Source organism: Dyella jiangningensis, assembly GCF_003264855.1.
GTDB lineage: Bacteria > Pseudomonadota > Gammaproteobacteria > Xanthomonadales > Rhodanobacteraceae > Dyella > Dyella jiangningensis_C.
Window position 1 is genome coordinate 822885 of record NZ_NFZS01000001.1, and the last position, 23774, is coordinate 846658.

Here is a 23774-nt window from a genome sequence, read left to right on the forward strand (position 1 = left end):
CGGACCTTTGCTGGAAATGCCGGTGAATACCACCCGACCTGCCACAGCGAACGAAGGCCTTGCATCGGTGCTTTCCACCGTGGCCTTCTTCTTCGTGATGATGGCCTACTACATCATCCGGCCCGTGCGCGAACAACTCAGCGGCGCCGTCGGATCAAAAGAACTGCCCTTGTTCTACGGCATCACGTTCGTCGTGATGCTGCTGCTGACACCCGTGTTCGGTGCCATGGTGGCGCGTTTCCCGCGCAAGCGGCTGCTTGGCTGGAGCTACAGCTTCTTCGTGCTCTGCCTCGTCGCGTTCGTGCCGGCCTTCGTGCTGCAGGATCGCATCGGGGCGCGCGAGCTCGGCTCGGTGTTCTTCGTCTGGGTGAGCGTGTTCAACCTGTTCGTCGTCTCGCTGTTCTGGAGCCTCATGGCGGACATCTTCCAGAGCGAGCAGGCAAGGCGGGTCTTTCCCACCATCGCGCTTGGCGGCATGGCCGGTGCCGTCACCGGCCCGGGATTCGGCAAGCTGCTGGTCGGGTTGATCGGCGTGCCGGCTTTACTCGTGGTGTCGGCCATTGCCTTGCTCCTTGCGCTGGGCCTGCTGCTCACCTTGTCCACGCGCTACGACCATTGCTCGCCCGGTGCGCACGACGAGGCGGTGGGCGGCTCGCTGTGGGCGGGCATCAAGGAGTCGTGGACGCGGCCATTCCTGCGTTACATGGCCGTGCTGATGGTGCTGGGCGATGGCATCGGCACGCTGGCTTATGCGCTGATGGCCGATTACACGTACTCGCATTATCCCGATCGCGTCGCCCGTACCAATTTCTATTACAACCTGGACTGGGCCACCAACATCCTGGGCGCGGTGCTGCAGCTCACGGTCACGCGCTGGCTGCTGGTGCGCAAGGGGGCAGGCTGGGGCCTGGTGGTGCCGGCACTGGTCAATCTCGCGCTGCTGCTGCTCGTGATGGTGCTGGGCATCGGCAATATCAGCGTGTTCGGATTCGCCGTGCCCATGCTCGCGATCATGATGGCCGGTACCCGCGGCTTCGCCTATGGCATGACCAAGCCGGCTTCCGACGCGCTGTATACGCGCGTACCGCGCGAGACGCGTTACAAGGGCAAGAACTTCGTGGAGACCACCATCTGGCGTTTCGGTGACCTCGCGGTCACCACCGGCGTCAATTTGCTGGGATCGCTGGGTGTGGCGGTGGCCGGCATGGCCGGTATCGGCGCAGGCATTTCCGCGCTGGCCACGTGGGTGGCGGCACGCGCCGGCCGCTCGCCCGACCTGCTGCCGGAACAACAGGACGGGACGGCAGCGCCTCAGGCCGTGCGGACGGCCGGGGCATGACCCCACTCAGCTGGTGATGTAGCGCTGCAGTTGTTCGATCTGTTCGGCCTGCGCGTCGATGACTTCCTTCACCAGGTCGCCGATCGAAATGACGCCGACCACCGCGTCGCCGGCCACCACCGGCAGATGGCGAATACGACTGTCGGTACAAAGGCGCATGCAGTCGAACACGTCGGTGTCCGGCCCCACGGTAAGCGCGGGACTGCTCATGATTTCCGAGACGGCGGTCTGTGCGGAAGAGCGGCCCTGCAGGATGACCTTGCGCGCGTAGTCGCGCTCGGAAACGATGCCTACCAGCCGTTCGCCGCGCATCACCAGCAGGGCGCCGACGCGGCGCTCGGCCATGTGCTTGATCGCTTCGAGTACGGGCGCGTCCGGTGCGATGCTGTAGATGTCGGTGCCCTTGCCTTCCAGCAAATGCTTGACCTGGCGCATGCTTGAACCTCCCAGGCGGCCGCGGACAGGCCGCATGGGAGGAGTCTAGCGCCGCATCGTCGGCGTGGTGTTGGGGGGATGTGAAGCGCAGCTAGAGCGGGCTGCGGATCTCCGCGCGAGGCCGGCGCCGTTCTTCGATGAAGTACAGCGGGCGCTGCTTGGCTTCCGCATAGTTGCGGCCCAGGTATTCGCCGATCACGCCCAGGGCCAGCAACTGCACGCCGCCCAGGAACAGGATCGCCACCATCAGCGAGGGATAACCCTTCACGGGATCGCCATAAAGCGCGGCCTTGCCGAACACCCAGGTGCCATACAGGAAGGCCAGCACCGACGACAGCAGGCCGACCCAGGTCGCCAGCCGCAGCGGCGCCGTGGAGAACGACGTGATGCCTTCGATGGCCAACTGCATCAATCGCCAGTAGTTCCATTTGGTCCGCCCGGCCTGGCGCGGTTCGCGCAGGTAGTAGACCGCGGTCTGGCGGTAGCCTATCCAGGTGAACAGGCCCTTCATGAAACGCTGCCGCTCGCGCAGCTGGCGCAGCGCTTCGAGGGCCCGGCGCGAAAGCAGGCGGAAATCACCGGTATCGCGCGGCACGCTGGTGTCGGAGAGTCGCTCCATGCTGCGGTAGAACAGCGACGCCGTGAGACGCTTGAGGGCCGTTTCGCCTTCGCGGGCCGTGCGCGTCGCATAGACCACGTCGTAGCCCTCGCGCCAGCGTTCCACCAGCGAGGGAATCAACTCGGGCGGATCCTGCAGGTCGGCGTCGATCACCACGGCGGCATCGGCGTCGACATGGTCGAGGCCGGCGGTCAGCGCCGCTTCCTTGCCGAAGTTGCGCGACAGCTTGATGGCGCCGGTGCGCGCGTCGCGGTGGACCACTCCTTCGATCAACGACCAGGTGTCGTCGCTGCTGCCGTCATCGACATACAGCACGCTGCAGTCCATCGGCAGGTCGTCGAGCACGCGATTGAGCCGGGCGTGGAACGCTTCCAGCACCGCGGCTTCGTTGTAGGCGGGCACGACGATGGTGAGGCGTGGCATGTCGCTGCAATGATCCCGGAAGGTCGCCGCATGCTAGTGCAGGGCCCGCACGGGCGCGAGGGTCAGCGCCGGCGGGTTTCGCGGATGGCCTGGCGGCCTTCCAGGTATCCCGGACCGCCCAGCTGGCCCATCTGTTGCTGGATCCAGTTCGCGCGCCCCTGCACATAGGCGCTGGGGCGATCGGCATGAAAGCGGCGTGGGCTGGGCAGCACGGCCGCGAGCCGGGCCGCCTGCGCAGGACTCAGCCGCGACGGCGGTGTGCGGAAGTACGCATCGCTGGCCGCGCCCACGCCGTAGATGCCATCGCCCAGCTCGGCGATGTTCATGTACACCTCGAGGATGCGCTGCTTGGGCCAGGTCAGTTCGATCAGCACGGTGAAATACGCCTCCAGGCCCTTGCGGACAAAGCTGCGCCCATTCCAGAGGAACAGGTTCTTGGCGGTCTGCTGGCTGATCGTGCTGGCGCCGCGCAGGCGCCGCCCTTCGTCGGCGGCGTCCATCGCATCCTGGATCGAATCGAAATCGAAACCATGGTGGAACGGAAACTTCTGATCCTCGCCCGCCACCATCGCCAGTGGCACGTATGGCGAGACCTGATTCCACGGCACCCAGCGATGGCGCACGTGGAAATCCTTCTCGCCATGCAGCAAGGCGCCAAGCTGGCGTTCCATCATGACCGCCGACGTCCATGGCGGCACGAAGCGCAGCACCAGCACCATCAGCAAGCTCAAGGCCAGCCAGGACAGCACGAGCAGGGCAAGCGGGCGGAGCAGGCGGACTAGCAGCGGGCGTCGTGAGGTCATGGCGGTGCATGGACGAAGGTCGCGGCAGTATAAAGGGCCATCCTTCCCCTGCCGCGCCTGCGAGTTGAGCCTGGCCAAACGTCCCCCATATAACGGCATTGCCCTTGAGAGGTCCCGCGCTGTGGAAACCGTGCTTGTCGAAGATGTGTTGCATCGATTCATGCTCGAACGCGCCGGCGTGCGCGGCGTGCTGGTCCGCCTGGGCGCGGCCTGGCGCGAGGTCGCCGGCCGCTCGGCGTATCCGGCCGCCTTGCGCTCGGTACTGGGGCAGACGCTCGCCGCCAGCGCGCTGCTGACCGGCAACATCAAGCTGGAAGGTGCGCTCTCGGTCGAACTGAAGAGCACCGGTCCGTTGCGCCTGCTGTTCGCCGAATGCACGGACCAGGGGCGCCTGCGCGGCCTGGCGCGCTGGAGCGATCCGCTGCCGGAGACGCTTGACCTGGCCGCGCTGCCCAACGCCATCATGGCCATCACCATCGGCCATGCCGAGCGCGGCCAGCGCTACCAGGGCCTGGTGGACCTGCAGCATCCGGATCTGGCGTCGGCCCTGGAAAATTACTTCAGCCAGTCCGAGCAGTTGCCGGCCCGCATTGTGTTGGCGGCCGATGGCGAGCACGCGGTCGGCCTGATGCTGCAGAAGCTGCCGGAGGAAGGCGGCATCGACGCCGTGCAGGACGAGGACGCGTGGACGCGCATTCAGCACCTCACGGCGACGCTGGGGCAGGAGGAGCTGCTGACCACCGCGCCGGAACAATTGTTGTATCGCCTCTATCACGAGGAATCGGTGCGCCTGTTCGAACCGCGCCCGCTGGCCTTCGGCTGCAGTTGCACGCGCGAGCGCGTGGAAGCGGTGTTGCGCTCGCTCGGTCGTGACGAAGTGGAAGCGGCGCTGGAAGCGCGTGAAGGGGAGATCGAAGTGATCTGCGAGTTCTGCGCCCAGCGCTATACGTTCGACCGCATCGATGCCGAACACCTGCTCAGCCCGAGCCCGCAGGCCAGCGCGCCGAGCACGGCGCAGTAATCCAGGGATCGCTGTCTCGAAAAACGGGCCCATCAAGGGCCCGTTTTTTTGCCTGTCATGCCGGCCTGTGCCGGAATGACGAAGAAGGCTGAGGCCGATCTTTGCTCAGGGCAAGGCGAAGTGATGCTCGCGCTGCAGCCACACCTCGGCCATCTTCGGCGTGGCGAACAGGAAGCCCTGCCCGAAACGGCAGCCGATGCGCAGCAGGGCCTGGCGCTGGTCCTCATCCTCGATGCCCTCGGCGATCACCTGCATCTGCAGCGAGTTGGCCAGCGCCTGGATCGCGCGCACCACCGCCGTACCGTGTCCGCCTTCGCGCGGCAGTTCGACGATGAAGGAGCGATCGATCTTCAGCGTCTCGATCGGATACTGGTGCAGATAGCTCAGCGACGAATAACCCGTGCCGAAGTCATCCAGCGCAATGCTGACGCCGTGCGAGCGCAGGTTGTCGAGGATGCGCTTCACCTGCATGGCGTTCTCGAGCAGCGCGCGCTCGGTCACTTCGATGCGCAGGCAGCGCGGCGGCAGGCGATGCGCCTGGATCAGGTCCAGCAGCTGGCGATCCAGATCGGCCGAGCGGAAATGCCGGCCGGAAACGTTGATGCTGACGAAGCCGTCGGGCCCCGCCAGCGCTTCGGCCTGGGCGCAGACCTGCTCGAAGATCTGCCAGTCGATGCTTTCCGCGCAGCCGCTTTCTTCCGCCACGGCGAGGAAATCCGCCGGCGTCAGCAGGCCGCGATCGGGATGGCGCCAGCGCAGCAGCGCTTCGTAGCCCACCGTGCGGCCGGTCTGCAGCGCGACGATGGGTTGGTAGAACGGCACGAATTCGTTGCGGCTCAGCGCGCGGCGCAGGTCGCCTTCCATCTCCAGCAACGACAGCGCCTCGCGGCGCAGGCGATCGTCGAACACGGCGGCGCGGTGGCGTCCTTCGTCCTTGGCGCGATACATCGCGGCGTCCGCGTCGCGCAGCAGTTCTTCCGGGCGCTGGTAATGCGGGCTGGGCAGGGCGATGCCGATCGACGCGGAAGTGAAGATCTCCTTCGCGCCGAGGCGGAACGGCGCCTGCAGCTCGTCGATGATGCGTTCGGCGATCAGCAGGGCCATCTTCGGATCGGTAATGCCTTCGGCAAGCACGGCGAACTCGTCGCCGCCCAGGCGCGCCACCACGTCGCGCGTCTTCAGGCACGCGCGGATGCGGCCGCCTACCTGGAACAGCAGGTCGTCGCCGACCAGATGTCCGACCGAATCGTTGATGACCTTGAAGCGGTCGAGGTCGATGAACAGCACGGCGAACAATTCCTGCGTGTCGCCGTGATAGCGCTGCAGGGCTTGCTCCAGGCGCTGCAGCAGCAGCGTGCGGTTGGGCAGGCCGGTCAGCGAGTCGTGCAGGGTTTCGTACTTGAGGCGACGCTCGACGCGTTCGCGCTCGGCGATCTGTTCGCGCAGGTCGCGGTTGGCCAATGCAAGCGCGCGCGTGCGTTCGGTGACGCGGCGCTCCAGGCTCGCATAGGCCTGCTTCAGCGATTCGGTGGTGTGCTTGCGCTGCAGCGCGTTCGCGACGTGGTAGCCCACGAAGGTGAGCAGTTCCTGGTCGCGCACGTCGTAGGTATGTTCGGGCGAGTAGCTCTGCACCGCCAGCACGCCCATCGCGCGGTCGCCCCAGATCAGCGGGACGCCAAGCCAGCAGACCGAGCGCGAACCACGATGGCTGACTTCGCCTTCGCGTTCGAGCCGGTCGAATTCCTCGGGATTGGCCAGCAGCGGCTTGCCATGGCGCAAGACATATTCGGTGACACCCCGTCCGTGGGCGCGGGGCACGCGCACCGTGTCGAACTCGTCGACGGAGTAGGGAAAGGTGAGCGTCTTCTGCTCTTCGTCCAGCAGCGCGATGTAGAAATTGCGCGCGTACAGCAGGCCACCGATCACGCGGTGTACCGCTGCGTAGAAGTTGTCCAGGCTCTCCGAGGCATTCGCCAGCTCGGCGATGCGGAACAGCGCGGCCTGCAGGCGCTCGCCTCGCTGGCGCTGCAGCACCTGCTGGCGCAGCACGCGGTTGGCTTCACGCAGGGCCGCGGTGCGACTGGAGACGCGCCGCTCCAGTTCTTCGTGCGCCTCGCGCCGTTCCAGCGCGGTCTGCACGTGCTTGGCCACGTAGCTCAGCAGTTCGCGATCGTGCTGGGTGTAATGCGTGTCCTCGCGATAGCTCTGCATCACGATGCCGCCCACCACGCGACCGTCGCGCAGCAATGGCACGCCTAGCCAGTGTTCGCAGACGGGGCCGACCTGGATGAAGCGACCCTTGAACTGCTCGGCCAGTTCGGCGAACGAGCCCATCACCGCCTGGCCGCACTGGAGCAGGTTCCAGGTCAGGCTGTGGCGCATTTCCTGGAGCGGCACCGTCTCGTCGGGCGAGGGCGGCTCCTTGTCCATGGTGTCCACGTAGTACGGAAAGCGCACCGCGTCGGTGGCCGGGTCGTACAACGCGATGTAGAAATTTTCCGCGTACATCAGGCTGCCGAGGATGGCGTGCAGCGAATGCATCATCTCGGTCATGTTGTGCTCGGCGCCGGCCTGGTCGGCGATGGCGTACAGCGCGCGCTGCAGGCGCTCGGCCAGCGCAAGGCGCGAGATGGCTTCGTACAGGCGGGACGTTTCGGCGAGCTGGCGCAGGCGCGTCGCCGCCAGACGGCCGATCCAGGCCATGTGGTCACGCTGGGCGTCGTAGGCGGCGGTGGCCGGCAGCTCAAGCACCAGCGAGCGCAGGGCCTGGGGATCTTCCGCCAGGTCCAGCTGGATCACCTCCTTGTCGAGGTGGACGGGATCGCCCAGCAGGCGCCAATGCAGGCGTCCCTCCACGCCCAGTTCCCCGAGCATGGCCTCGCAGATTTCCAGCACGCTGGCAGCATCCGCCGCGCGGAACAGGCGTTCCACGGCGGCATGCATGGCGGCGACACCTCTTTCTGCCGGCCATGGCACGGGCGTTTTACTGGTCGGGGCCGAAGTCATCAGTCGCAGGCGAGTCCGCGCGTAGTCGACAGAAACGACTATATAGCGCCTCTGTTCAGCTTTGTCGCTGGCTGCGCTGCGTGTGGAACCAATTGCGCTCCAAAATGTCAAAAAAACGTGATCCGCCCCCAACCGGACGTGCTTCACAAAGCCAACATTTGGGTGTTAGTAAAAAGTAAAACGTGGTATCGTTACGGCGTGATCGTCTCTGGGAGGGGGCGACTTCCAGCCCGTTATCCAGGTGCCGCGGGAGTTATCGCGTACATGCGTCGTTTGATCTTGTCATTGCCATTGCTGTTCGTGCCGTTTGTTGCGGCAGGGCAGACTGCGGCCGGTGACTGGCGCGACAGTACGGCCAACCGCTTGATCGCACAGGATTCGTCCAACATGGGTTCCGTACCACTGTGGCGCGGCGCCAACGGGCAGTGGCTGGCGGTACAGAGCCGCAGCGAGACGCTGGCGGCCGCGCAGCAGGCCGGTGCGCCGCTGCAGTTCCGCGCGCTCGATGCCGGGACGGTGCAGTCCTCGGACGTGCAGTACGGCCTGGCGCCCAACCTGCAGGCGCACTTTGGCGTCAGCGAGCATGACTGGGCCAACAACCAGGCACCGCGCGTGGTCGGAAGCGAAGTGGGCGCCACGTACAGCCAGGGCCGTTACAGCCTGGGCCTGAGCGTCGGCACGGACACCGTGCCGGGCAATGCGAACCTGCCTCGCCTGCTTCCCGGCGCCACGCCCGGCGTGAACGGCCTGGCCGGTTTCGACAGCAGCACCCAGCTCAACGCGCACGGCCGCCTGGCGCTGGACGCCAAGAGCGGCATCGACGTGGGCGCCAGCGTGGGCCGCGTGCGGTTGCTTCCGGGCAACCTGCTTGGCATCAATGCACTCGACCAGAAGGCGTTGAGCTTCGGCGTGGACAGCGGTCCGCTGAGCGGCAGCATCGTTGGCCGCACCATGCAGCCGCAGGCCGGTGTGCCGGGCGCGGGTTACAACCCGGATCGCCGCTGGAGCAGCATCGATCTCGGCGTCACCTGGCGGTTGCCGTGGCAGGGTCAATTGAGCATCGGCGCCCAGAACCTGTGGTCGTCCGGCAACAGCGTGAATACGCCGGCCGGACCGGAACCGGATCAGTCGCGCACGCCGTACGTGCAGTACCACCAGGATCTCTGATCGGCGCCAGCCATTCGGCGAATCGACAAAAAAACGCCGGGCATTGCCCGGCGTTTTCCGTTACGCGTCTGCTCAGTCCTGTCGACGGATACGCAGGTCGCCGCTGAAGGTTTCGATCTTCATCTTGGCGCTGCCCGAACCCGCGGTCGCCTGCAGTTCGCTGCCAGGGCCGTGTTCCACCTTCTGCACGGTGCCGAAGTCGCTGCGCAGGTCGCCGCTGAAGGTGTTGGCGTGGATCACCGCCGAGAGATTGGATGGCACCTGGACCTGCACGTCGCCGCTCATGCTGTCCACGTCGAAGGTGCCGTTGGGGGCGAGGCCGCCCGCGAGCTGCACATCGCCCGAGACGGTACTGAGGTTGAGCTTGCGCCATGGCCCGCCGCTGACGCGGATGCGGCCGGAGACCGTCTGCAGTTCCGCGTCGCTGCCCACGTTGGGCGCAAGGATGTCGCCGCTCACGGTCTGCAGCGCCACGCGATCGGCATTGCCGGCGAGCTCGATGCTGCCGCTCACGCTGTCCACGTCTATGCTGGGCGAGCGTGCGTTCACGCGTGCCTTGCCGCTGACCGTGTTGGCCTTGATCTTGCCGCCCTCGATGCCGTCGATGCTGAGCGGCGCGCTCACCACGTCCACGTCGAGCGAGGCGCCCTTGGGCACGCGGATGTCGAGGGTGGTGGAGCCCATCGAGTTCTCGTTGTTCCAGTTGAACCAGCCGGACTTGCCCTGCGATTCGACACGGATCGTCATGCTGCTGTCGCTGCCTTCGATGGCGAGCGGCTTCGCGCCCTCGCCGAGTCGGCCGCCCACCTGCACCTGGTTTCGATCCCAGGCGGTGATGGTGACCGCGCCCTTCACGTTGCTGACGCTGATGCGCGCGTTGGGCGTTGCGTCGTGGCTGAGGTTGATGGGCGTATCGGCCAGGGCTTGGCCGATCGACAGGCTGAGCAGGAGTGGAAGGATGCGTGCGGTTTTCATGGTGAAGGCTCCGCTGGACTCAACCAGCCTGGTGTTCCAACTGTCGCAGCTGCGACTGTTGTTTTTGCATGCGATATAGCAGGCGCTGCAGTGCGGGTGAATGGGGTGCCTGTTCCATGGCCTGGCGCAGTTCCATGCTGGCGGCGTCGAACTCCACGGCGGCGCCTGCGAGGCGTGGATCGGACGGACGCCACCGCTCGAGATCCGGCGCGACCGAAGCTGCCGCCGTGGCGAGCGGACGATCGCGCAGATGCACCGCGAGGCTACCGGCGAACACCGACAGACCTGCGAAGCTGGCAGCCAGCAGCCAGCCTTGCGCACGTTGCGCGGTGCTGCGGCGAGGCGCTTCGGGCGCCTTCGAGGTGGCGTCATCCAGCGCGGCATCGATCGCCGGCCACAGGTCGTGGCGTGGCGATACCGGTTCGCGCAATGCGCGGGTCTGGCGGAGCCATTCGAATTCGTTCATGCGCTTTCTCCCAATACTTTTCGCAGCAGGCCACGCGCGCGATGCAACTGCGCTTTCGACGAGCCCACCGCCATCCCCAGCTCGACGCCGATGTCCTCGTGGCGCCAGCCTTCGATGTCGTGCAATACCAGTACTGCTCGTGCCCGTGGCGGCAGTTTGCCGATGGCACGCTCCAGTTCTTCGCGTTCGGCTGCGCAGAACGGCGTTTCGCCGCGATCCGGCAGGTCGTCCTCGGCCATCATGCTCACCGGATCGGCGCCGCGCGCCCTGATGTCCATCAGCGCGACGTTGACTGCCAGCCGGTAGAGCCAGGTGCCGAACGAGCTTTCATGGCGAAACCCGGAAAGCTTCTGCCAGGCGCGCACGAACGCATCCTGCGTGAGGTCTTCCGCACGGGCATGGTCGAAGCCGGCGAGGCGATAGACCGCGCCGTACACGCGATCGACGTGCAGCCGGTACAGCCGATGGAAGGCCTGCCTGTCGCCGGCGGCAGCCGCGCGGACGTCGTCCGTGTCTGTAGGCTCCGCGGCGGGCGCTGGCGTCATCAAGGTATCGGTGGCTGGGCAGGCTGCGGTCATCTTGCCAGCTTGGATGCGGGCAGGCGCGGAAGGGTTTAGAGCCGGCGGAGACGACGGTGGGAGCGCACCCTGTGTACGACGGCCACGTTGCGGTGTGCCCGTCGCGCACAGGGTGCGCTCCCACAGAAGAGCATGCTCCCCGAAGGGAATGCGCCGGCCGCCCGGGCCGGCGTGCGCTTACGCGGCCTCGGCGGTCTTCAGGGCCTTGGCGATGCGTTGCTGTTCGGCGCGCAGTTGGTCCGGCAGGCGATCGCCGAAGCTGTGCAGGTATTCGCCGATGGCTGCGAGTTCGTCGCTCCAGCCGACGTGGTCGACGTCGAGCAGGGCGTCGACGGTGCGGCGATCCAGGGCGAGGCCGTCCAGCTTCAGTTCGCCGTCCGAGGGCACGGTGCCGATCGGCGTCTGGCGGCCCTTGGCGCGGCCTTCGACGCGGTCGATCATCCATTCGAGCACGCGCAGGTTGTCGCCGTAGCCGGGCCACAGGAAGCGGCCATCCTCACCCTTGCGGAACCAGTTCACGTGGAAGATCTTCGGCAGCTTCGCGCCCGGCTTGTCGAACGACAGCCAGTGACGGAAGTAGTCGCCGTAGTGGTAGCCGGCGAACGGCTTCATCGCCATCGAATCGCGACGCAGCACGCCCACCGCACCGGTGGCGGCGGCGGTGGTTTCCGAACCCATGGCCGCGCCGACCAGCACGCCGTGCGCCCAGTCACGCGCCTCGAATACCAGCGGCACCAGCGAGGGGCGGCGGCCGCCGAAGACGATCGCGCTGATCGGCACGCCCTGCGAATCTTCCGCGCGCGGCGACCACGTCGGGCACTGCCTGGCACTCACGGTAAAGCGCGAGTTGGGATGCGCGGCGGGGCCGTTGGCCGGATCGTACGGACGACCCTGCCAGTCGGTGACCGGCTTGCCCGGCAGGCCTTCCCACCAGGGCTGGTTGTCGGCGGTGACGGCGACGTTGGTGAAGATGGTGTCGCGCGCGATGGTCGTCAGCGCGTTCGGATTGGTCGCGTCGCTGGTGCCCGGGGCAACGCCGAAATAGCCCGCTTCCGGATTGATCGCGTATAGACGTCCATCCGCGCCGGGGCGCATCCAGCAGATGTCGTCGCCCACGGTCCACACCTTCCAGCCGTCCTTGCGGTAGCCCTCCGGCGGAATGAGCATGGCGAGGTTGGTCTTGCCGCAGGCCGAGGGAAACGCGGCGGCGATGTAGTGCGTTTCGCCCTTGGGATTCTCGATGCCGACGATCAGCATGTGCTCGGCCAGCCAGCCTTCGGACTTGGCCTGGAAGCTGGCGATGCGCAGCGCGTGGCACTTCTTGCCCAGCAGCGCGTTGCCGCCGTAGCCGGAGCCGTACGACTTGATGGTCAGTTCTTCCGGGAAGTGCATGATGAAACGGCGCTCCGGATCGAGCTCACCGGTGGAATGCAGGCCCTTCACGAACGTGCCTTCGCGCTCGATGCGCGCCTGCGCGGCGGCGCCCATGCGGGTCATGGTGCGCATGTTGGCCACCACGTACGGGCTGTCGGTGATTTCCACGCCGCAACGGGCCAGCGGGGAATCGATCGGGCCCATGCAATAAGGGATCACGTACATCGTGCGGCCTTCCATGCTGCCTTCGAACAGCGCGTCCATCTTGGCGTGCGCGTCGGCCGGGGCCATCCAGTGGTTGTTCGGGCCGGCGTCCTGTTCGTCCTTGGTGCAGACGAAGGTGAGGTGTTCGACGCGGGCCACGTCGGAGGGGCTTGAGCGGTGCAGGTAGCAGCCCGGGTGGGTTTCCTGATTGAGCTCGATCAAGTCGCCGGTCTGCAGCATCTGCTGCACGAGCTGGCGGTATTCAGCGTCCGAGCCGTCGCACCAGTGGATCTTCGCGGGGCGGGTCAGGGCCGCCACTTCGTCAACCCAGCGTTGCAGCGATTCCAGCTTGCTCGACATCACGTTCCTCACTCTGGTCTTAAGCCAAAAAAGAGCAGAAACGCTAACTTACGAACACTGGCATCGCAAGCTGTAACGCAGCAAAAGGCAACTGGGCGCACCATAAATCGCTGCCCGGGCGAGCAGTTAGAAGCCTCGTTGCAGACCACTTTGCGGCCTTTGCTACCAGTGGGCGGACGCCATAAAAAAACGCCGCCCAAGGGCGGCGTTTCATGTCAGCGGACACCGACCCAGCTCAGTTCGGCGTGAGCGTCCGGATCATGTGCTCAACGTAGGCGTCGAACTCCTCGTGGCTGATCCGCGGCAGGCCCAGCGTGAAGTTGAGCTGCAGGAAGCCCACGTAGGCGGCATAGGTCAGGCGGGCGCGGTTGAGCGCCTCGACCGGCTCGAGCCCGGCTTCCTTGTAGATGTTGGTGAGGAACTCCATGCGGCGCTGCGAGACGCGGGCCATCACCGGCACCACCTGCGGATGGTCCAACGCCTTCAGCAGGGCGGCATACACGCGGTGGGGCGCCAGCTCGTGCGCCACGCGGCGGAACAGTTCCGGCAGGCGCGCGCGCGGATCGGGCATGGCCTCGATCTGCGAGATGACTTCCCGCTCGCCGTACTGCTCCCAGCGTTCCAATGCGGCCTGAAGCAGGGCTTCGCGGGTGCGGAAGTGCCAGTAGAAGCTGCCCTTGGTCACGCCGAGCTGGCGGGCCAGGGCTTCCACGGCGAGGGCATTGACGCCCTGGTCGGCGATCAGCTTGAGGGCCGCATCTTCCCAATCTTCGGCGGAAAGACGGGTACGTTCAGGTTTGGCGCTTGCATTCATGCCCGTATGTTAACGCAGTCGGGGACCTTGCACGGCGCCCGGCGGGTGACATCGTTGAACCGGGAGACGGCTGCGGCGGCGCATATTGACGTGGCGGTTTGCCGCAATCCATACTCATGCGTATGGTAACGACACCCATCGAAGAGACCGTGACGCGGATGGCCTCGATTGACGGCCTGGAGCTGTCGGTCGAGGTCCGCCATCCCTCGGGAACCCCCACGCTGCTGTTCGCCCACGGCTTCGGCCAGACCCGTGGCGCCTGGCGTGGCGCCTCGGCCGCCCTGGCGGAGCAGGGATATCGCTGCGTCAGCTTCGACGCGCGCGGCCACGGCGAGAGCAGCTGGCTGCCGGGCGGCGAGTACCACATGGAACAGTTCGTCGGCGACCTGCGCCTGCTGGCGCATGCCGAGTTGCGCAAGCCGATCCTGGTCGGTGCGTCCATGGGCGGCCTGCTGGGGCTGATGCTGGCCGGCGAGATCGACCCGCAGGCGTTCCGGGCGCTGGTCCTGGTGGATATCACGCCACGCTGGGAAACCGCCGGCGTCGAACGCATCCTAGCCTTCATGCAGGCCCATCCCGATGGGTTCGCCAGCTATGCCGAGGCGGCCGAGGAAATCGCCCGCTACCTGCCGCATCGCGCCGGCCGCAAATCCGAAGACCAGCTTCGTCCCTTGCTGCGCGAAGGCAGCGATGGCCGGTTGCGGTGGCATTGGGATCCTGCGTTGCTGGGCGGCCAGCTGATCCACGAAAGCGAACGCTACCAGCCGCGCCTGATGGCCGCGGCGGCGAAGGTGCGCGTGCCGCTGCTGCTGCTCTCGGGCGGACGCAGCGACGTGGTGTCGCGCGATACCGTCGATGAATTCCTGAAGCTGGTGCCGCATGCCGAGCACGTGGAACTGCCACGCGCGACACATATGGTGGCCGGCGACGCCAACGATGCCTTCACCCGCGAAATCGCACGTTTCGTGGGCGAGCTTTCCCGTACCGACCGCAGCGATGCGTTGACTGCGTGATTCCCCCGAACAACCAAGTCGTCATCCGTAACGAGGTGTTGTGATGTCCGTGATCCTGACCCTGCTGGCGGCGCTGATTGCCACCGGCGCCTGTGCCTACCACCGCAGCAGCCTGCGTACGTGGGCGATCGTGACGGTGGTGGCCACCGTCGTGGTCGGTGCGCTCACCGGCGCGCCGTGGACTACCTTCGTCCTGCTGGTGATCGAGCTCGGCATCGCCGTGCCGCTGCTGATGAAGACCTTCCGCCGCAAGCAGATCACCGCGCCGCTGCTGAAGATGTTCGCCAAGGTGACGCCGAAGCTGTCGGAAACCGAGCAGACCGCGCTGGAAGCGGGCACCGTCGGCTTCGAAGGCGAACTGTTCTCCGGCAAGCCCGACTGGCACGAGCTGCTCAAGCAGCCCAAGCCCGAGCTGAGCGTGGAGGAGCAGGCGTTCATGGATGGTCCGGTCGAAGAGCTGTGCGGCATGATCGACGACTGGCAGATCACGCACGAGCTGGCCGATCTTCCGCCGGAAGTCTGGGCCTTCATCAAGAAGCACAAGTTCTTCGGCATGATCATCCCGAAGCAGTACGGCGGCCTGGGCTTCTCGGCGCTGGCGCATTCGGCGGTGCTGCAGAAGCTGGCGACCATGTCGGCGACGGTGGCCTCCACCGTCGCGGTGCCGAACTCGCTGGGTCCGGCGGAACTGCTGCTGCACTACGGCAGCGACGAGCAGAAGAACCATTACCTGCCGCGCCTGGCGGTGGGCGAGGAAATCCCCTGCTTCGCGCTCACCGGTCCGTACGCCGGCTCCGACGCTACGTCGATCACCGACTTCGGCATCGTCTGCAAGCAGGTAGTGGATGGCGTCGAGACGCTGGGCATGAAGCTCACCTTCGACAAGCGCTACATCACGCTGGCGCCGATCGCCACGGTGGTGGGCCTTGCCTTCCGCCTGTATGACCCGGAGAAGCTGCTGGGCGACAAGGAAGACTTGGGGATAACGCTGGCGCTGTTGCCGCGCAGCACGCCAGGCCTGGAAATCGGGCGCCGCCACTTCCCGCTCAATATCCCGTTCCAGAACGGTCCGCTGCACGGCAAGGACGTGTTCGTGCCGCTGTCGACGCTGATCGGCGGCCCGCACATGGCCGGCCATGGCTGGCGCATGCTGGTGGAATGCCTCTCGGTGGGTCGCGCGATCTCGCTGCCGTCCAATGCGACGGGCGGCGTGCGCGCTGCCGTGGCGGCCACGGGTGCGTATGCGCGGATGCGCAAGCAGTTCGGTCTTTCCATCGCCCGTTTCGAAGGCGTTGAAGAAGCGCTGGCGCGCATCGGCGGCCTGACCTACGCCACGGCTGCGCTGTCGCGCGCCACGGCGGCGGCGGTAGATCGCGGCGAGAAGCCGGCGGTGCCGTCGGCGATCGCCAAATACCACGCGACCGAATGGGGTCGCGTGATCGCCGGTGATGCGTTGGACGTGCATGGTGGCAAGGGCGTGCAGCTCGGCCCGAAGAACTACGCGGGCCGCGCATGGCAGGGCGTGCCGATCGCCATCACGGTGGAAGGCGCGAACATCATGACGCGCAGCCTGATGATCTTCGGGCAGGGCGCCATCCGTTGCCATCCCTACGTGCTGAAGGAAATGCAGGCACTGTCGATCGCCGATTACGGCGACCGCCTGCGCACGTTCGACCGCGCGCTGTTCGGCCATATCGGCTTCGGCATTTCCAACGCGGTGCGCAGCTTCACGCTGGGCATCACCGGTTCGCGCATCGGAGACACCGCGGGCGATGCGTACACGCGCCGCTACTACCGCAAGCTCAACCGCTACTCGGCGGCGCTGGCGCTGTGCGCCGACACCTTCATGGGCGTGCTGGGCGGCAAGCTGAAGTTCAAGGAAAAGCTCTCCGCGCGTCTGGGCGACGTGCTGAGCTACCTGTACATCGCCAGTGCGATGCTCAAGCGCTACGAGGACACCGGCCGTCCAGAAGCGGATCGTCCGCTGCTGGCCTGGGCGTTCCACGAGTGCATGTGGCGCACGCAGATGGCACTGGATGGGGCGATCCGCAACTTCCCGGTGAAGCCGGTGGCGTGGCTGCTGCGTGCGCTGGTGTTCCCGTTCGGTCGCCGCGAAGTGCCACCGTCGGATCGCCTGGGCCGTCGCGTGGCCGCGATCATCACGGCACCGGGCGAGGCGCGCGATCGCCTCACCGAATGGGTGTATCTCGCGCCGACCGCGAACAACACCATTGGCCGCATGAACGCATTGCTGCCCGACGTGATCGCGGCCGAGCCGGTCGAGCGCAAGTTCGGCAAGGCGCAGAAGGCGGGCCAGTTCAAGTCGCACGATTACAACGGCCAACTCGCCGAGGCGCTGCAGGCCGGCGTGATCACCGCGCCCGAACACGACCTGTTGAAGCGCGTGCGCGATGGCGTGGCTGAGTTCATCGCGGTGGACGATTTCGATCCGGCGGAATTGCGCTCGGCCGTGACGCGCGCCGATCGCAACAAGAAGCTGGCCGACGCGGCCTGATTCCCATCGTCGTACGACCAGGGCGGAGCAAGGGCTCCGCCCGCGCGGGAGGTTTGCCATGAGTCAGGCGTTGTCGCTGTATCGTCGGCTGGTGACGTTGCCGGGCGGACGCTGGTTGTACGGCCGCCTGATCTGCTTCAAGGCACCGTACTTCGCCACCATCGCGCCGCGTTTCGTGGCGCTGGAGCCAGGGCGCTGCGCGGTGGACATCCGCGATCGCCGCCGCGTGCACAACCACATCGGCACGGTGCACGCGATTGCGCTGTGCAACGCCGCGGAACTCACCGCCGGCATGATGACCGATGTCACCATTCCGTCGCGCATGCGTTGGATTCCCAGGAGCATGGCGGTGGAATACCTGGCCAAGGCGAAGGGCACGCTGCGTGCGGAAGCGACGCCGGTATCCGCCGCCGCCGAAGCGACCAGCGGCTATGCGTGGCCCGTCAACGTCAGCGTGCGCAACGCGGCTAGCGAAGAAGTGTTCCGTGCACGCATCGACATGTGGGTGTCGCCGCGCAAGGACGCCTGATCGTCAGGAGGCCAGCACGCAGCGGTTCTTGCCCGCGTCCTTGGCCTGGTAGAGCGCGCGGTCGGCGCACTGGATCAGTTCTTCGTCGCCTTGCGTGCTTCCTTGCCACAGCGCCACGCCGATGCTGGCGCTCACGTTGGCCACGAACGGGCCGTGGCGTCCTTCCAGCGGATAAGGTCGGGCGAGCAGCGCGCACAGCTCTTCGCAGCGCCTGACCAGCGAGGACGCACCATCGATGTCCTCCAGGATCACCGCGAATTCGTCGCCGCCCAGCCGCGCCACCGTATCGTTGGCACGTACTTCGCCGCTGAGTCGATGGGCGATGGCCTGCAGCAGGGCATCGCCGGCAGGGTGGCCGTGGTTGTCGTTCACGCCCTTGAAGCCATCGATGTCGAGCAGGGCCAGGCCGAACTGCGTCAGGTGGTGCGGTGCGCGTTGCATGGCCGTGGTCAGGCGGTCGTGGAACAGCGTACGGTTGGGCAGGCCGGTAAGCGTGTCGTGCGTGGCCTGGTGCAGGATGTGCTCCTCGATGCGCATGCGCTCGCCGATTTCCCAATTGAGCTGGTCGTTGCGCTCTTCCAGCTCTTCCAGCGTCGCCTTCAGTGCCGCGCGCGCGCGGTACAGTTCGAGGAAGACGCGCACCTTGGACTGCAGGATCATGTCGTTGATGGGCTTGGCGATGTAATCCACCGCGCCGAAGTGGTAGCCGCGCACGCGATTGATGTCATCGGCATAGGCCGCCGTGACGAAGATGATCGGCGTGTCTCGCAGCCGCTCGTCTTCGCCGATCAGGAATGCCACCTCGAAGCCGTCCATCTCGGGCATGTTCACGTCGAGCAGGATCAGCGCGAACTCGTGGTCCAGGCACAACGCCAGCGCTTCATTGCCGCTGCCGGCCTCGAACAGCTGCGCACCGCTGTCGGCCAACAGGTGGCGCATGGCGACCAGGTTGGCCGGTGTGTCGTCGACGACGAGGATCTTGGGAGCATGCATGTTCATGGCAGGCATAAACGGTTGAGCAGCGGTGCGATGGCCGCCAGGGGAGCACAGTAGTCGGCGCCGGCGATTTCCAGCGCCGCCATGGGCATGGCCGCCGCCTCGGCGTCGGCAGGGTCCTGCACGATGGCGAGGCCACCGTTGCTGCGCACGCATGCGAGTCCGTGGGCGCCGTCGCTGTTGGCGCCGGTAAGCACCACGCCGATCAGGGCGTCGCGGTAGGCCTCGGCCGCCGAATCGAACAGCACGTCGATCGAGGGGCGGGCGTAGCTCACGCGTTCATCGACCGACAGCGCGAAGCGCCGGGTGGCTTCCACCAGCAGGTGGTAGCCGCTGGGCGCGACATGGATGACGCCGCCCTCCAGCGGTGCGCGTTCGCTTGCCTCGACCACGGGCAACGTGGCGTGCTGCGCAAGGAGTTCACACATCAGCTCCACTGTCGACGAACCGGTGTGGCAGCATACGACGATGGCCTGTTCCAGATTGGGCAGCAGGGCGGAAAAAAGCGTCTCCAGCGCGGTCAGGCCACCCGCCGAACAGCCGATGACGATGGCCTGCGGTGCGGCCATGTCAGCCCGTACCCGGGTTGCGCGAGCCGAGGCGATAAATGCGCAGGGCCGCATTGACGGCGGAGAAATCGGTCGCGGAGGGCGCGAAGTCCAGGCTCTCGCGCGTGCCCAGGCACAGGAAGCCGCCGCGCACGAGGCTGTCGCGGAACAGCGCGAGGGTGCGATCCTGCAGCGGATCGGAGAAATAGATCAGCACGTTCCTGCACAGCACCAGGTGGGCTTCGCAGAACACTTCATCGGTGACCAGGTTGTGGTTGGCGAAGATCACGTGGCGACGCAGCCGCTGGTCGAGCTTGATCAGTTCGTAGCGCGCGCTGTAGTAGTCGGCCAGCGACTGGCTGCCGCCGGCGGCCAGGTAATGGCGCGACCACAGCTGCGCCTCCTTCGCCGGATAGATGCCTTCCTGCGCATGGTGCAGCGCGTTCTCGTTGAAATCGGTCGCGTAGATCTGGGCGCGCTCGTACAGGCCGGCCTCTTCCAGCAGGATGGCCAGCGAATACACCTCCTGCCCGTGCGCGCAGCCGGCCTGCCAGATGTTGATCTGCGGATAGGAGGCGAGCACGGGAAACACCTGTTCGCGCAGGGCGCGGAACACGTCGGGATCGCGGAACATCTCCGATACCGGCACCGACAGGCCTTCCAATGCGATGGCGAGAAACGCCGGTTCGTGCAGCAGGCGCGCCGTGAGTTCGCTCACGGTGCCCGTCTGCTGTGATTGCACCAGCTGCAGGATGCGCCGCTTGAGCGACGCGGGCGCGTACTGGCTGAAGTCGTAACCATGCCGCAGCTTGAGCGCGCGCACGAACAGCTCGACCTCGATATCCAGGAGGTCGGCATCCGCGAGCGGCGCCTGGTGGGCCGGCCCGTTCATCGATACAGCCACACGTGCATCATCGACGACAGCTTGTCGATGTCGATCGGCTTGGACAGGTAGTCGTTGGCGCCAGCCTCGAGGCACTTCTCGCGATCGCCGCGCATGGCCTTGGCGGTCAGTGCGATGATCGGCAGGCGCGTGAACTTCGGTTGCGCACGGATTTCCCGGATGGTGTCGTAGCCGTCCATCACCGGCATCATCACGTCCATCAGCACCAGCTCGACGTCGCCGTGGTCGGTCAGCACCTTCAGCGCCTTCTGCCCGTCCTGCGCCATGCTCACCTGCATGCCCCAGCCACGCAGCACCTTGGACAGGGCGAACAGGTTGCGCATGTCATCGTCCACCAGCAGCACCTTGCGATCGCGCAGCTGGCTGGCGTCCGGCATGGCGGCCGCGTTGGCCGGCGCCGATGTCGTACGGCGTTGCTGCCCGCCCTGGATGCTGTGCAGGAACAGGCTCACTTCATCCATCAGCCGTTCCGGCGAACGCGCGCCCTTGATCACGATGCTGTCGGTGTACTGGCGCAGTTTGAGGCTTTCCTCGCGACTGAGTTCGCGGCCGGAATAGATGACCACCGGCGGAATCCGGCCGCTGGCCGACAGCTGCTCCAGGAACTCGATGCCTGACATGCCGGGCAGGCCGAGATCCAGCACGATGCAGTCGTAGGCGTTATCGCCGAGCTGCTTGAGCGCGTCCTCCGCGCTGCCGGCTTCGTCGATGACGATGTCGTCCTGGCGCAGCAGGGTGCGCAGCGCGGTGCGTGAGTCGGCATCGTCGTCGACGATCAGCAGGTGGCGCGTATGGCCTTCGGCGAAGTGCAGCAACCGGTCGAACGCGCTGCCGATGGCCTCGCGACTCACCGGCTTGGTGAGGAAGCCCACCGCGCCGAGATCGCGGCCGCGGCTGGCTTCGTCCACCGCCGAGATGAAATGCACCGGCACGTGGCGCGTCGCCGGGTTCTCCTTGAGGCGCTCGATTACGGTCCAGCCGTCCATGCCCGGCAGCATGACGTCGAGCAGGATGCCGGTGGGCGCGTGCTGCACGGCCAGTTGCAGGCCCGATTCGCCATCCATCGCCACCAGCACGCGATATCCCTTGCGGCGCACCATGTCCGCGAGGATGCGCGCGAAGACCGGATCGTCTTCGACGATGAGGATGACGGTGTCGCCCGCGACGATGCTGTCGCGATCGTCTTCCACGGCTTCCGGCAGCAGCGCCGAGGTCTTGGCCGGACGCGGCACGGCGGGCGCCGGTGCAGGTACCGAAGCCGGCGCGACGGCCGTCGAGGACGGTCCCTGCAACGGCAGCAGGATGGTGAAGGTGCTGCCGTGGCCGATGTCGCTTTCCAGCACGATATCGCCGCCCAGCAGCTCGGCGATGCGCTTGGAGATGGTCAGGCCCAGGCCGGTGCCGCCGTACTGGCGGCTGGTGCTGGCGTCCACCTGTTCAAAGGCATGGAAGATCTTCTGCACCTTGTCCTGCGGAATGCCGATGCCACTGTCGCTCACCGCGATGGCGACCAGGTCCTTGCCGAGCAGTGCTTCCGGTAACGCCATCGCGGCCGTTGGACGTCCGATGCGTACGTTGACCGCGCCCTGGTGCGTGAACTTGAACGCGTTGCCGATGAGATTGTTCGCCACCTGTTCGAGCTTGGGCGCATCGGTGCAGATCACCGACGGCAGCGAGGGATCGATATCGATGTGGAAGCCCAGCTGCTTGTCCTGCGCCACGTGGTTGAAGGTGCGGCGCAGCGCGCGTTCGAGATCGGCGAGCGGGAAGTCGTCGAGCACGACCTCCATCTTGCCGGCTTCCACCTTGGAAAGATCCAGGATGTCGTTGATGAGCCGCAGCAGGTTGCTGCCGGAGTCGTGGATGATGCGTGCCGATTCCACCTGGTCGGTGTCGAGATTGCCCTCGCGGTTGTCGGCGAGGCTGCGCGAAAGGATCAGCAGGCTGTTGAGCGGCGTGCGCAGCTCGTGCGACATGTTGGCGAGGAACTCGGACTTGTACTGGCTGGCGCGCGCCAGCTCCTCGGCCTTCTCCTGCGTTTCGCGCTGCAGCGCTTCGAGCATCTGCTTCTGGCTGTTGAGCGTGTCGGTCTTCTGGCGAAGCTCTTCGTTGGACGCCTGGAGTTCTTCGGTCTGTACGCGCAGCTCCTCTTCCGAGGCAAGCAGGCGTTGCGATTGCTCCTGCAGCTCGTGGGTCTTCGCGCTGAGCTCCTCGTTGGTGGCCTGCAGATCCTCCTGCTGGCGGCGCAGGGCTTCCTCCGAGGCACGCAGCTCGTCCGCCTGTTCGCTGGTGCGCTTGAGCAGGTCCTGCGTGCGCAGGGAGCGCCCGAGGTTTTCCAGCGACAGCGCGGCGATCGGCAGCAGTTCCTCGAGCAGGCGCAGCTGGGTCTCGGTGAAGTGCCGGAAGCTGCCGATCTCCAGCACGCCCAGCAGCTTGTCCCGCAGCACCAGCGGCATCACGGTGATCGAGCGCGGTGACGATTCGCCCGTGCCCGAGCGGATGCGCACGTAATCCTCGGGCACCTCCTGCAAGGTGATCGGCTTGTGCCCGATCGCGCACTGGCCTACCAGGCCTTCGCCGAGCGCGTACCCGGCACTGAGATGGTCGTGCTCCTGGTAGCCGTAGCTGCCCGACAGGCGCAGATGGTCGTGTTCCTCGTCGAAAAGGTAGAACACGCCCACGCCGGCCTGCAGCAGGGGCACCAGCGTCCCGGTGAGGCGATCGCCGAATGCGCGTGGATCGCTCACCGTCTGCAGGTCGCCGGCAATCTGCGAGACGTGCGTCTTCACCCAGGTCTGCTCGCTGGTTTCGATCGCCATCTGCTTGAAGACCTGCAGGGCGCGGGCGATCTCGCCGATCTCGTCGCGACGCTCGACCGAACGGATCTCGATGGTGTGGTCGTGATTGGCCAGGCGCGTCATCAGGTCGGTTATGCGCCGGATGGGGCGGGTGATGAGCCGCAACGTCATACGGATGACGGACGCGCCCAGCAGCAGGCAGAGCAGGGTCGTGAGGCCGGTGACGAGTTGCACGAAGCGCAGGTCCTGCCGTTGCGCTTCTTCGCGCTCGTCGAGCAGCGACTGCTCCGTCGCGTCCATCTGCTTGATCACGTCGAGCACCTCGTCCATCGGCACCGACAGCTCGCCGAGGTACGTGCTCTGGATGCGCTCGCGCTGCATGGCGGCAGCCAGCGGATCGGCATTGCTGACGCTGTGGATCGCGTCCACGCCCTTCGCGGTGATCTCCTGCTGCCACTTGAGGTTGAGCGCCTGCAACTGGTCGATGCGCGATTGCTGCAAGGCGTTGTCGGCGGTGACGCGCCGCAGCTCCGCGATATTCGTCGCGCTTTCGTTGTTGTACCGATGGAACGCATCCAGCTGCTTCGGATCGCGGGTCAGCACATAGGTGCGAACCGAAAGCTGGCTGCGCAGCAGCGATTCCGTGAGGTCATCCAGCTTCAACTGGACGTCATAGGTATGCCTGACCCAATGCCAGCTCGTGGTCTGGCGACCGACCGACTGCAGGGTGACCATGCCGGAGATGACGAACAGCAGCAGCAAGGTGCCGATCGCCATGAGGATCTTGTATTGCATCGGCTGGTGCGCAAGCCAGGAGTACCTGCTGCGGGTGTTGGCAGTACGTGTCTGGTTCATCGTGACCTGTGTCGTGCTGGCCGGGCGGTGGC

19 protein-coding genes are annotated in these 23774 nt (G+C 66.2%); 6 read left to right on the forward strand and 13 right to left on the reverse strand.

Annotated features, from left to right (window positions below):
* Positions 1-67 precede the first annotated feature (67 nt).
* Complete coding sequence (locus CA260_RS03615; protein WP_111982985.1) at positions 68-1339, forward strand: NTP/NDP exchange transporter; 1272 nt, start codon at positions 68-70, stop codon at positions 1337-1339.
* A 6-nt stretch (positions 1340-1345) separates the two neighbouring features.
* On the opposite strand, the gene CA260_RS03620 is transcribed toward CA260_RS03615, so the two are convergent.
* From CA260_RS03620 to mtgA, 3 genes are all read right to left on the reverse strand, one after another.
* Entirely contained in the window at positions 1346-1774 is a 429-nt protein-coding gene (locus tag CA260_RS03620) for a CBS domain-containing protein (protein WP_111981061.1), read from the reverse strand.
* Positions 1775-1865: 91 nt separating this feature from the next.
* Positions 1866-2816 carry a glycosyltransferase family 2 protein gene (locus CA260_RS03625; RefSeq protein WP_111981062.1) on the reverse strand — a complete coding sequence of 317 codons (951 nt, stop codon included), beginning with the start codon at positions 2814-2816 and terminating at the stop codon, positions 1866-1868.
* Between the two features lie 62 nt (positions 2817-2878).
* Entirely contained in the window at positions 2879-3619 is a 741-nt protein-coding gene (gene mtgA, locus CA260_RS03630; RefSeq protein WP_111981063.1) for a monofunctional biosynthetic peptidoglycan transglycosylase, read from the reverse strand.
* Between the two features lie 121 nt (positions 3620-3740).
* On the opposite strand from mtgA, the gene CA260_RS03635 reads away from it, so the two are divergent.
* Positions 3741-4640: an Hsp33 family molecular chaperone HslO gene (locus CA260_RS03635; RefSeq protein WP_111981064.1), complete on the forward strand. Its 900-nt coding sequence runs from the start codon at positions 3741-3743 to the stop codon at positions 4638-4640.
* A gap of 105 nt (positions 4641-4745) precedes the next feature.
* Here the strand turns inward: CA260_RS03635 and CA260_RS03640 are convergent, their stop codons facing one another.
* Positions 4746-7646: a bifunctional diguanylate cyclase/phosphodiesterase gene (locus CA260_RS03640; protein WP_111981065.1), complete on the reverse strand. Its 2901-nt coding sequence runs from the start codon at positions 7644-7646 to the stop codon at positions 4746-4748.
* A 264-nt stretch (positions 7647-7910) separates the two neighbouring features.
* Here CA260_RS03640 and CA260_RS03645 point away from each other — a divergent pair, with 264 nt between their 5' ends.
* The gene (locus CA260_RS03645; RefSeq protein WP_111981066.1) at positions 7911-8813 is read left to right on the forward strand and encodes a hypothetical protein; all 903 of its coding nucleotides are present in this window, start codon (positions 7911-7913) and stop codon (positions 8811-8813) included.
* A gap of 72 nt (positions 8814-8885) precedes the next feature.
* Here the strand turns inward: CA260_RS03645 and CA260_RS03650 are convergent, their stop codons facing one another.
* The 5 genes from CA260_RS03650 to CA260_RS03670 all read right to left on the reverse strand — a co-directional run bounded on the left by CA260_RS03650 (position 8886) and on the right by CA260_RS03670 (position 13584).
* Positions 8886-9788, reverse strand: a complete 903-nt coding sequence (locus CA260_RS03650) for a DUF4097 family beta strand repeat-containing protein (RefSeq protein ID WP_111981067.1) — start codon at positions 9786-9788, stop codon at positions 8886-8888.
* A gap of 19 nt (positions 9789-9807) precedes the next feature.
* Positions 9808-10254, reverse strand: a complete 447-nt coding sequence (locus tag CA260_RS03655) for a hypothetical protein (protein WP_111981068.1) — start codon at positions 10252-10254, stop codon at positions 9808-9810.
* Entirely contained in the window at positions 10251-10799 is a 549-nt protein-coding gene (locus CA260_RS03660) for an RNA polymerase sigma factor (RefSeq protein WP_111981069.1), read from the reverse strand. Before CA260_RS03660 ends, CA260_RS03655 begins: the two co-directional genes overlap by 4 nt.
* A 210-nt stretch (positions 10800-11009) precedes the next feature.
* Positions 11010-12770, reverse strand: a complete 1761-nt coding sequence (locus CA260_RS03665) for a phosphoenolpyruvate carboxykinase (GTP) (protein ID WP_111981070.1) — start codon at positions 12768-12770, stop codon at positions 11010-11012.
* 235 nt (positions 12771-13005) lie between these two features.
* Positions 13006-13584: a TetR/AcrR family transcriptional regulator gene (locus CA260_RS03670; protein WP_038615280.1), complete on the reverse strand. Its 579-nt coding sequence runs from the start codon at positions 13582-13584 to the stop codon at positions 13006-13008.
* Between the two features lie 122 nt (positions 13585-13706).
* On the opposite strand from CA260_RS03670, the gene CA260_RS03675 reads away from it, so the two are divergent.
* From CA260_RS03675 to CA260_RS03685, 3 genes are read left to right on the forward strand one after another with little or no spacing between them, the layout of a single operon-like run.
* Positions 13707-14597 carry an alpha/beta fold hydrolase gene (locus CA260_RS03675; protein WP_111981071.1) on the forward strand — a complete coding sequence of 297 codons (891 nt, stop codon included), beginning with the start codon at positions 13707-13709 and terminating at the stop codon, positions 14595-14597.
* 43 nt (positions 14598-14640) lie between these two features.
* Positions 14641-17112 carry an acyl-CoA dehydrogenase gene (locus CA260_RS03680; RefSeq protein ID WP_111981072.1) on the forward strand — a complete coding sequence of 824 codons (2472 nt, stop codon included), beginning with the start codon at positions 14641-14643 and terminating at the stop codon, positions 17110-17112.
* A 58-nt stretch (positions 17113-17170) separates the two neighbouring features.
* A complete protein-coding gene (locus CA260_RS03685) occupies positions 17171-17641 on the forward strand; it encodes a hotdog fold domain-containing protein (protein WP_111981073.1) in 471 nt (156 codons plus the stop codon).
* A gap of 3 nt (positions 17642-17644) precedes the next feature.
* Here CA260_RS03685 and CA260_RS03690 read toward each other — a convergent pair whose 3' ends face one another.
* From CA260_RS03690 to CA260_RS03705, 4 genes are read right to left on the reverse strand one after another with little or no spacing between them, the layout of a single operon-like run.
* Positions 17645-18640, reverse strand: coding sequence for a diguanylate cyclase domain-containing protein (locus CA260_RS03690; RefSeq protein WP_111982986.1), 996 nt, complete (start codon positions 18638-18640; stop codon positions 17645-17647).
* Positions 18637-19206: a chemotaxis protein CheB gene (locus tag CA260_RS03695; RefSeq protein ID WP_111981074.1), complete on the reverse strand. Its 570-nt coding sequence runs from the start codon at positions 19204-19206 to the stop codon at positions 18637-18639. The genes CA260_RS03690 and CA260_RS03695 overlap by 4 nt, the downstream gene beginning before the upstream one ends.
* A 1-nt stretch (position 19207) precedes the next feature.
* Positions 19208-20077, reverse strand: coding sequence for a CheR family methyltransferase (locus CA260_RS03700; protein WP_111981075.1), 870 nt, complete (start codon positions 20075-20077; stop codon positions 19208-19210).
* On the reverse strand, positions 20074-23742 hold the full coding sequence (locus tag CA260_RS03705; RefSeq protein WP_111981076.1) for a response regulator: 3669 nt from the start codon (positions 23740-23742) through the stop codon (positions 20074-20076). Before CA260_RS03705 ends, CA260_RS03700 begins: the two co-directional genes overlap by 4 nt.
* Positions 23743-23774: the final 32 nt, after the last annotated feature.

Coding starts and splice junctions, on each gene's coding strand:
- CA260_RS03620 (WP_111981061.1), bottom strand. CDS start 1,774: ATGCGCCAGGTCAAGCATTTGCTGGAAGGCAAGGGCACCGACATCTAC.
- CA260_RS03625 (WP_111981062.1), bottom strand. CDS start 2,816: ATGCCACGCCTCACCATCGTCGTGCCCGCCTACAACGAAGCCGCGGTG.
- mtgA (WP_111981063.1), bottom strand. CDS start 3,619: ATGACCTCACGACGCCCGCTGCTAGTCCGCCTGCTCCGCCCGCTTGCC.
- CA260_RS03640 (WP_111981065.1), bottom strand. CDS start 7,646: ATGACTTCGGCCCCGACCAGTAAAACGCCCGTGCCATGGCCGGCAGAA.
- CA260_RS03645 (WP_111981066.1), top strand. CDS start 7,911: ATGCGTCGTTTGATCTTGTCATTGCCATTGCTGTTCGTGCCGTTTGTT.
- CA260_RS03650 (WP_111981067.1), bottom strand. CDS start 9,788: ATGAAAACCGCACGCATCCTTCCACTCCTGCTCAGCCTGTCGATCGGC.
- CA260_RS03655 (WP_111981068.1), bottom strand. CDS start 10,254: ATGAACGAATTCGAATGGCTCCGCCAGACCCGCGCATTGCGCGAACCG.
- CA260_RS03660 (WP_111981069.1), bottom strand. CDS start 10,799: ATGACGCCAGCGCCCGCCGCGGAGCCTACAGACACGGACGACGTCCGC.
- CA260_RS03665 (WP_111981070.1), bottom strand. CDS start 12,770: ATGTCGAGCAAGCTGGAATCGCTGCAACGCTGGGTTGACGAAGTGGCG.
- CA260_RS03670 (WP_038615280.1), bottom strand. CDS start 13,584: ATGAATGCAAGCGCCAAACCTGAACGTACCCGTCTTTCCGCCGAAGAT.
- CA260_RS03675 (WP_111981071.1), top strand. CDS start 13,707: ATGGTAACGACACCCATCGAAGAGACCGTGACGCGGATGGCCTCGATT.
- CA260_RS03680 (WP_111981072.1), top strand. CDS start 14,641: ATGTCCGTGATCCTGACCCTGCTGGCGGCGCTGATTGCCACCGGCGCC.
- CA260_RS03685 (WP_111981073.1), top strand. CDS start 17,171: ATGAGTCAGGCGTTGTCGCTGTATCGTCGGCTGGTGACGTTGCCGGGC.
- CA260_RS03690 (WP_111982986.1), bottom strand. CDS start 18,640: ATGAACATGCATGCTCCCAAGATCCTCGTCGTCGACGACACACCGGCC.
- CA260_RS03695 (WP_111981074.1), bottom strand. CDS start 19,206: ATGGCCGCACCGCAGGCCATCGTCATCGGCTGTTCGGCGGGTGGCCTG.
- CA260_RS03700 (WP_111981075.1), bottom strand. CDS start 20,077: ATGAACGGGCCGGCCCACCAGGCGCCGCTCGCGGATGCCGACCTCCTG.
- CA260_RS03705 (WP_111981076.1), bottom strand. CDS start 23,742: ATGAACCAGACACGTACTGCCAACACCCGCAGCAGGTACTCCTGGCTT.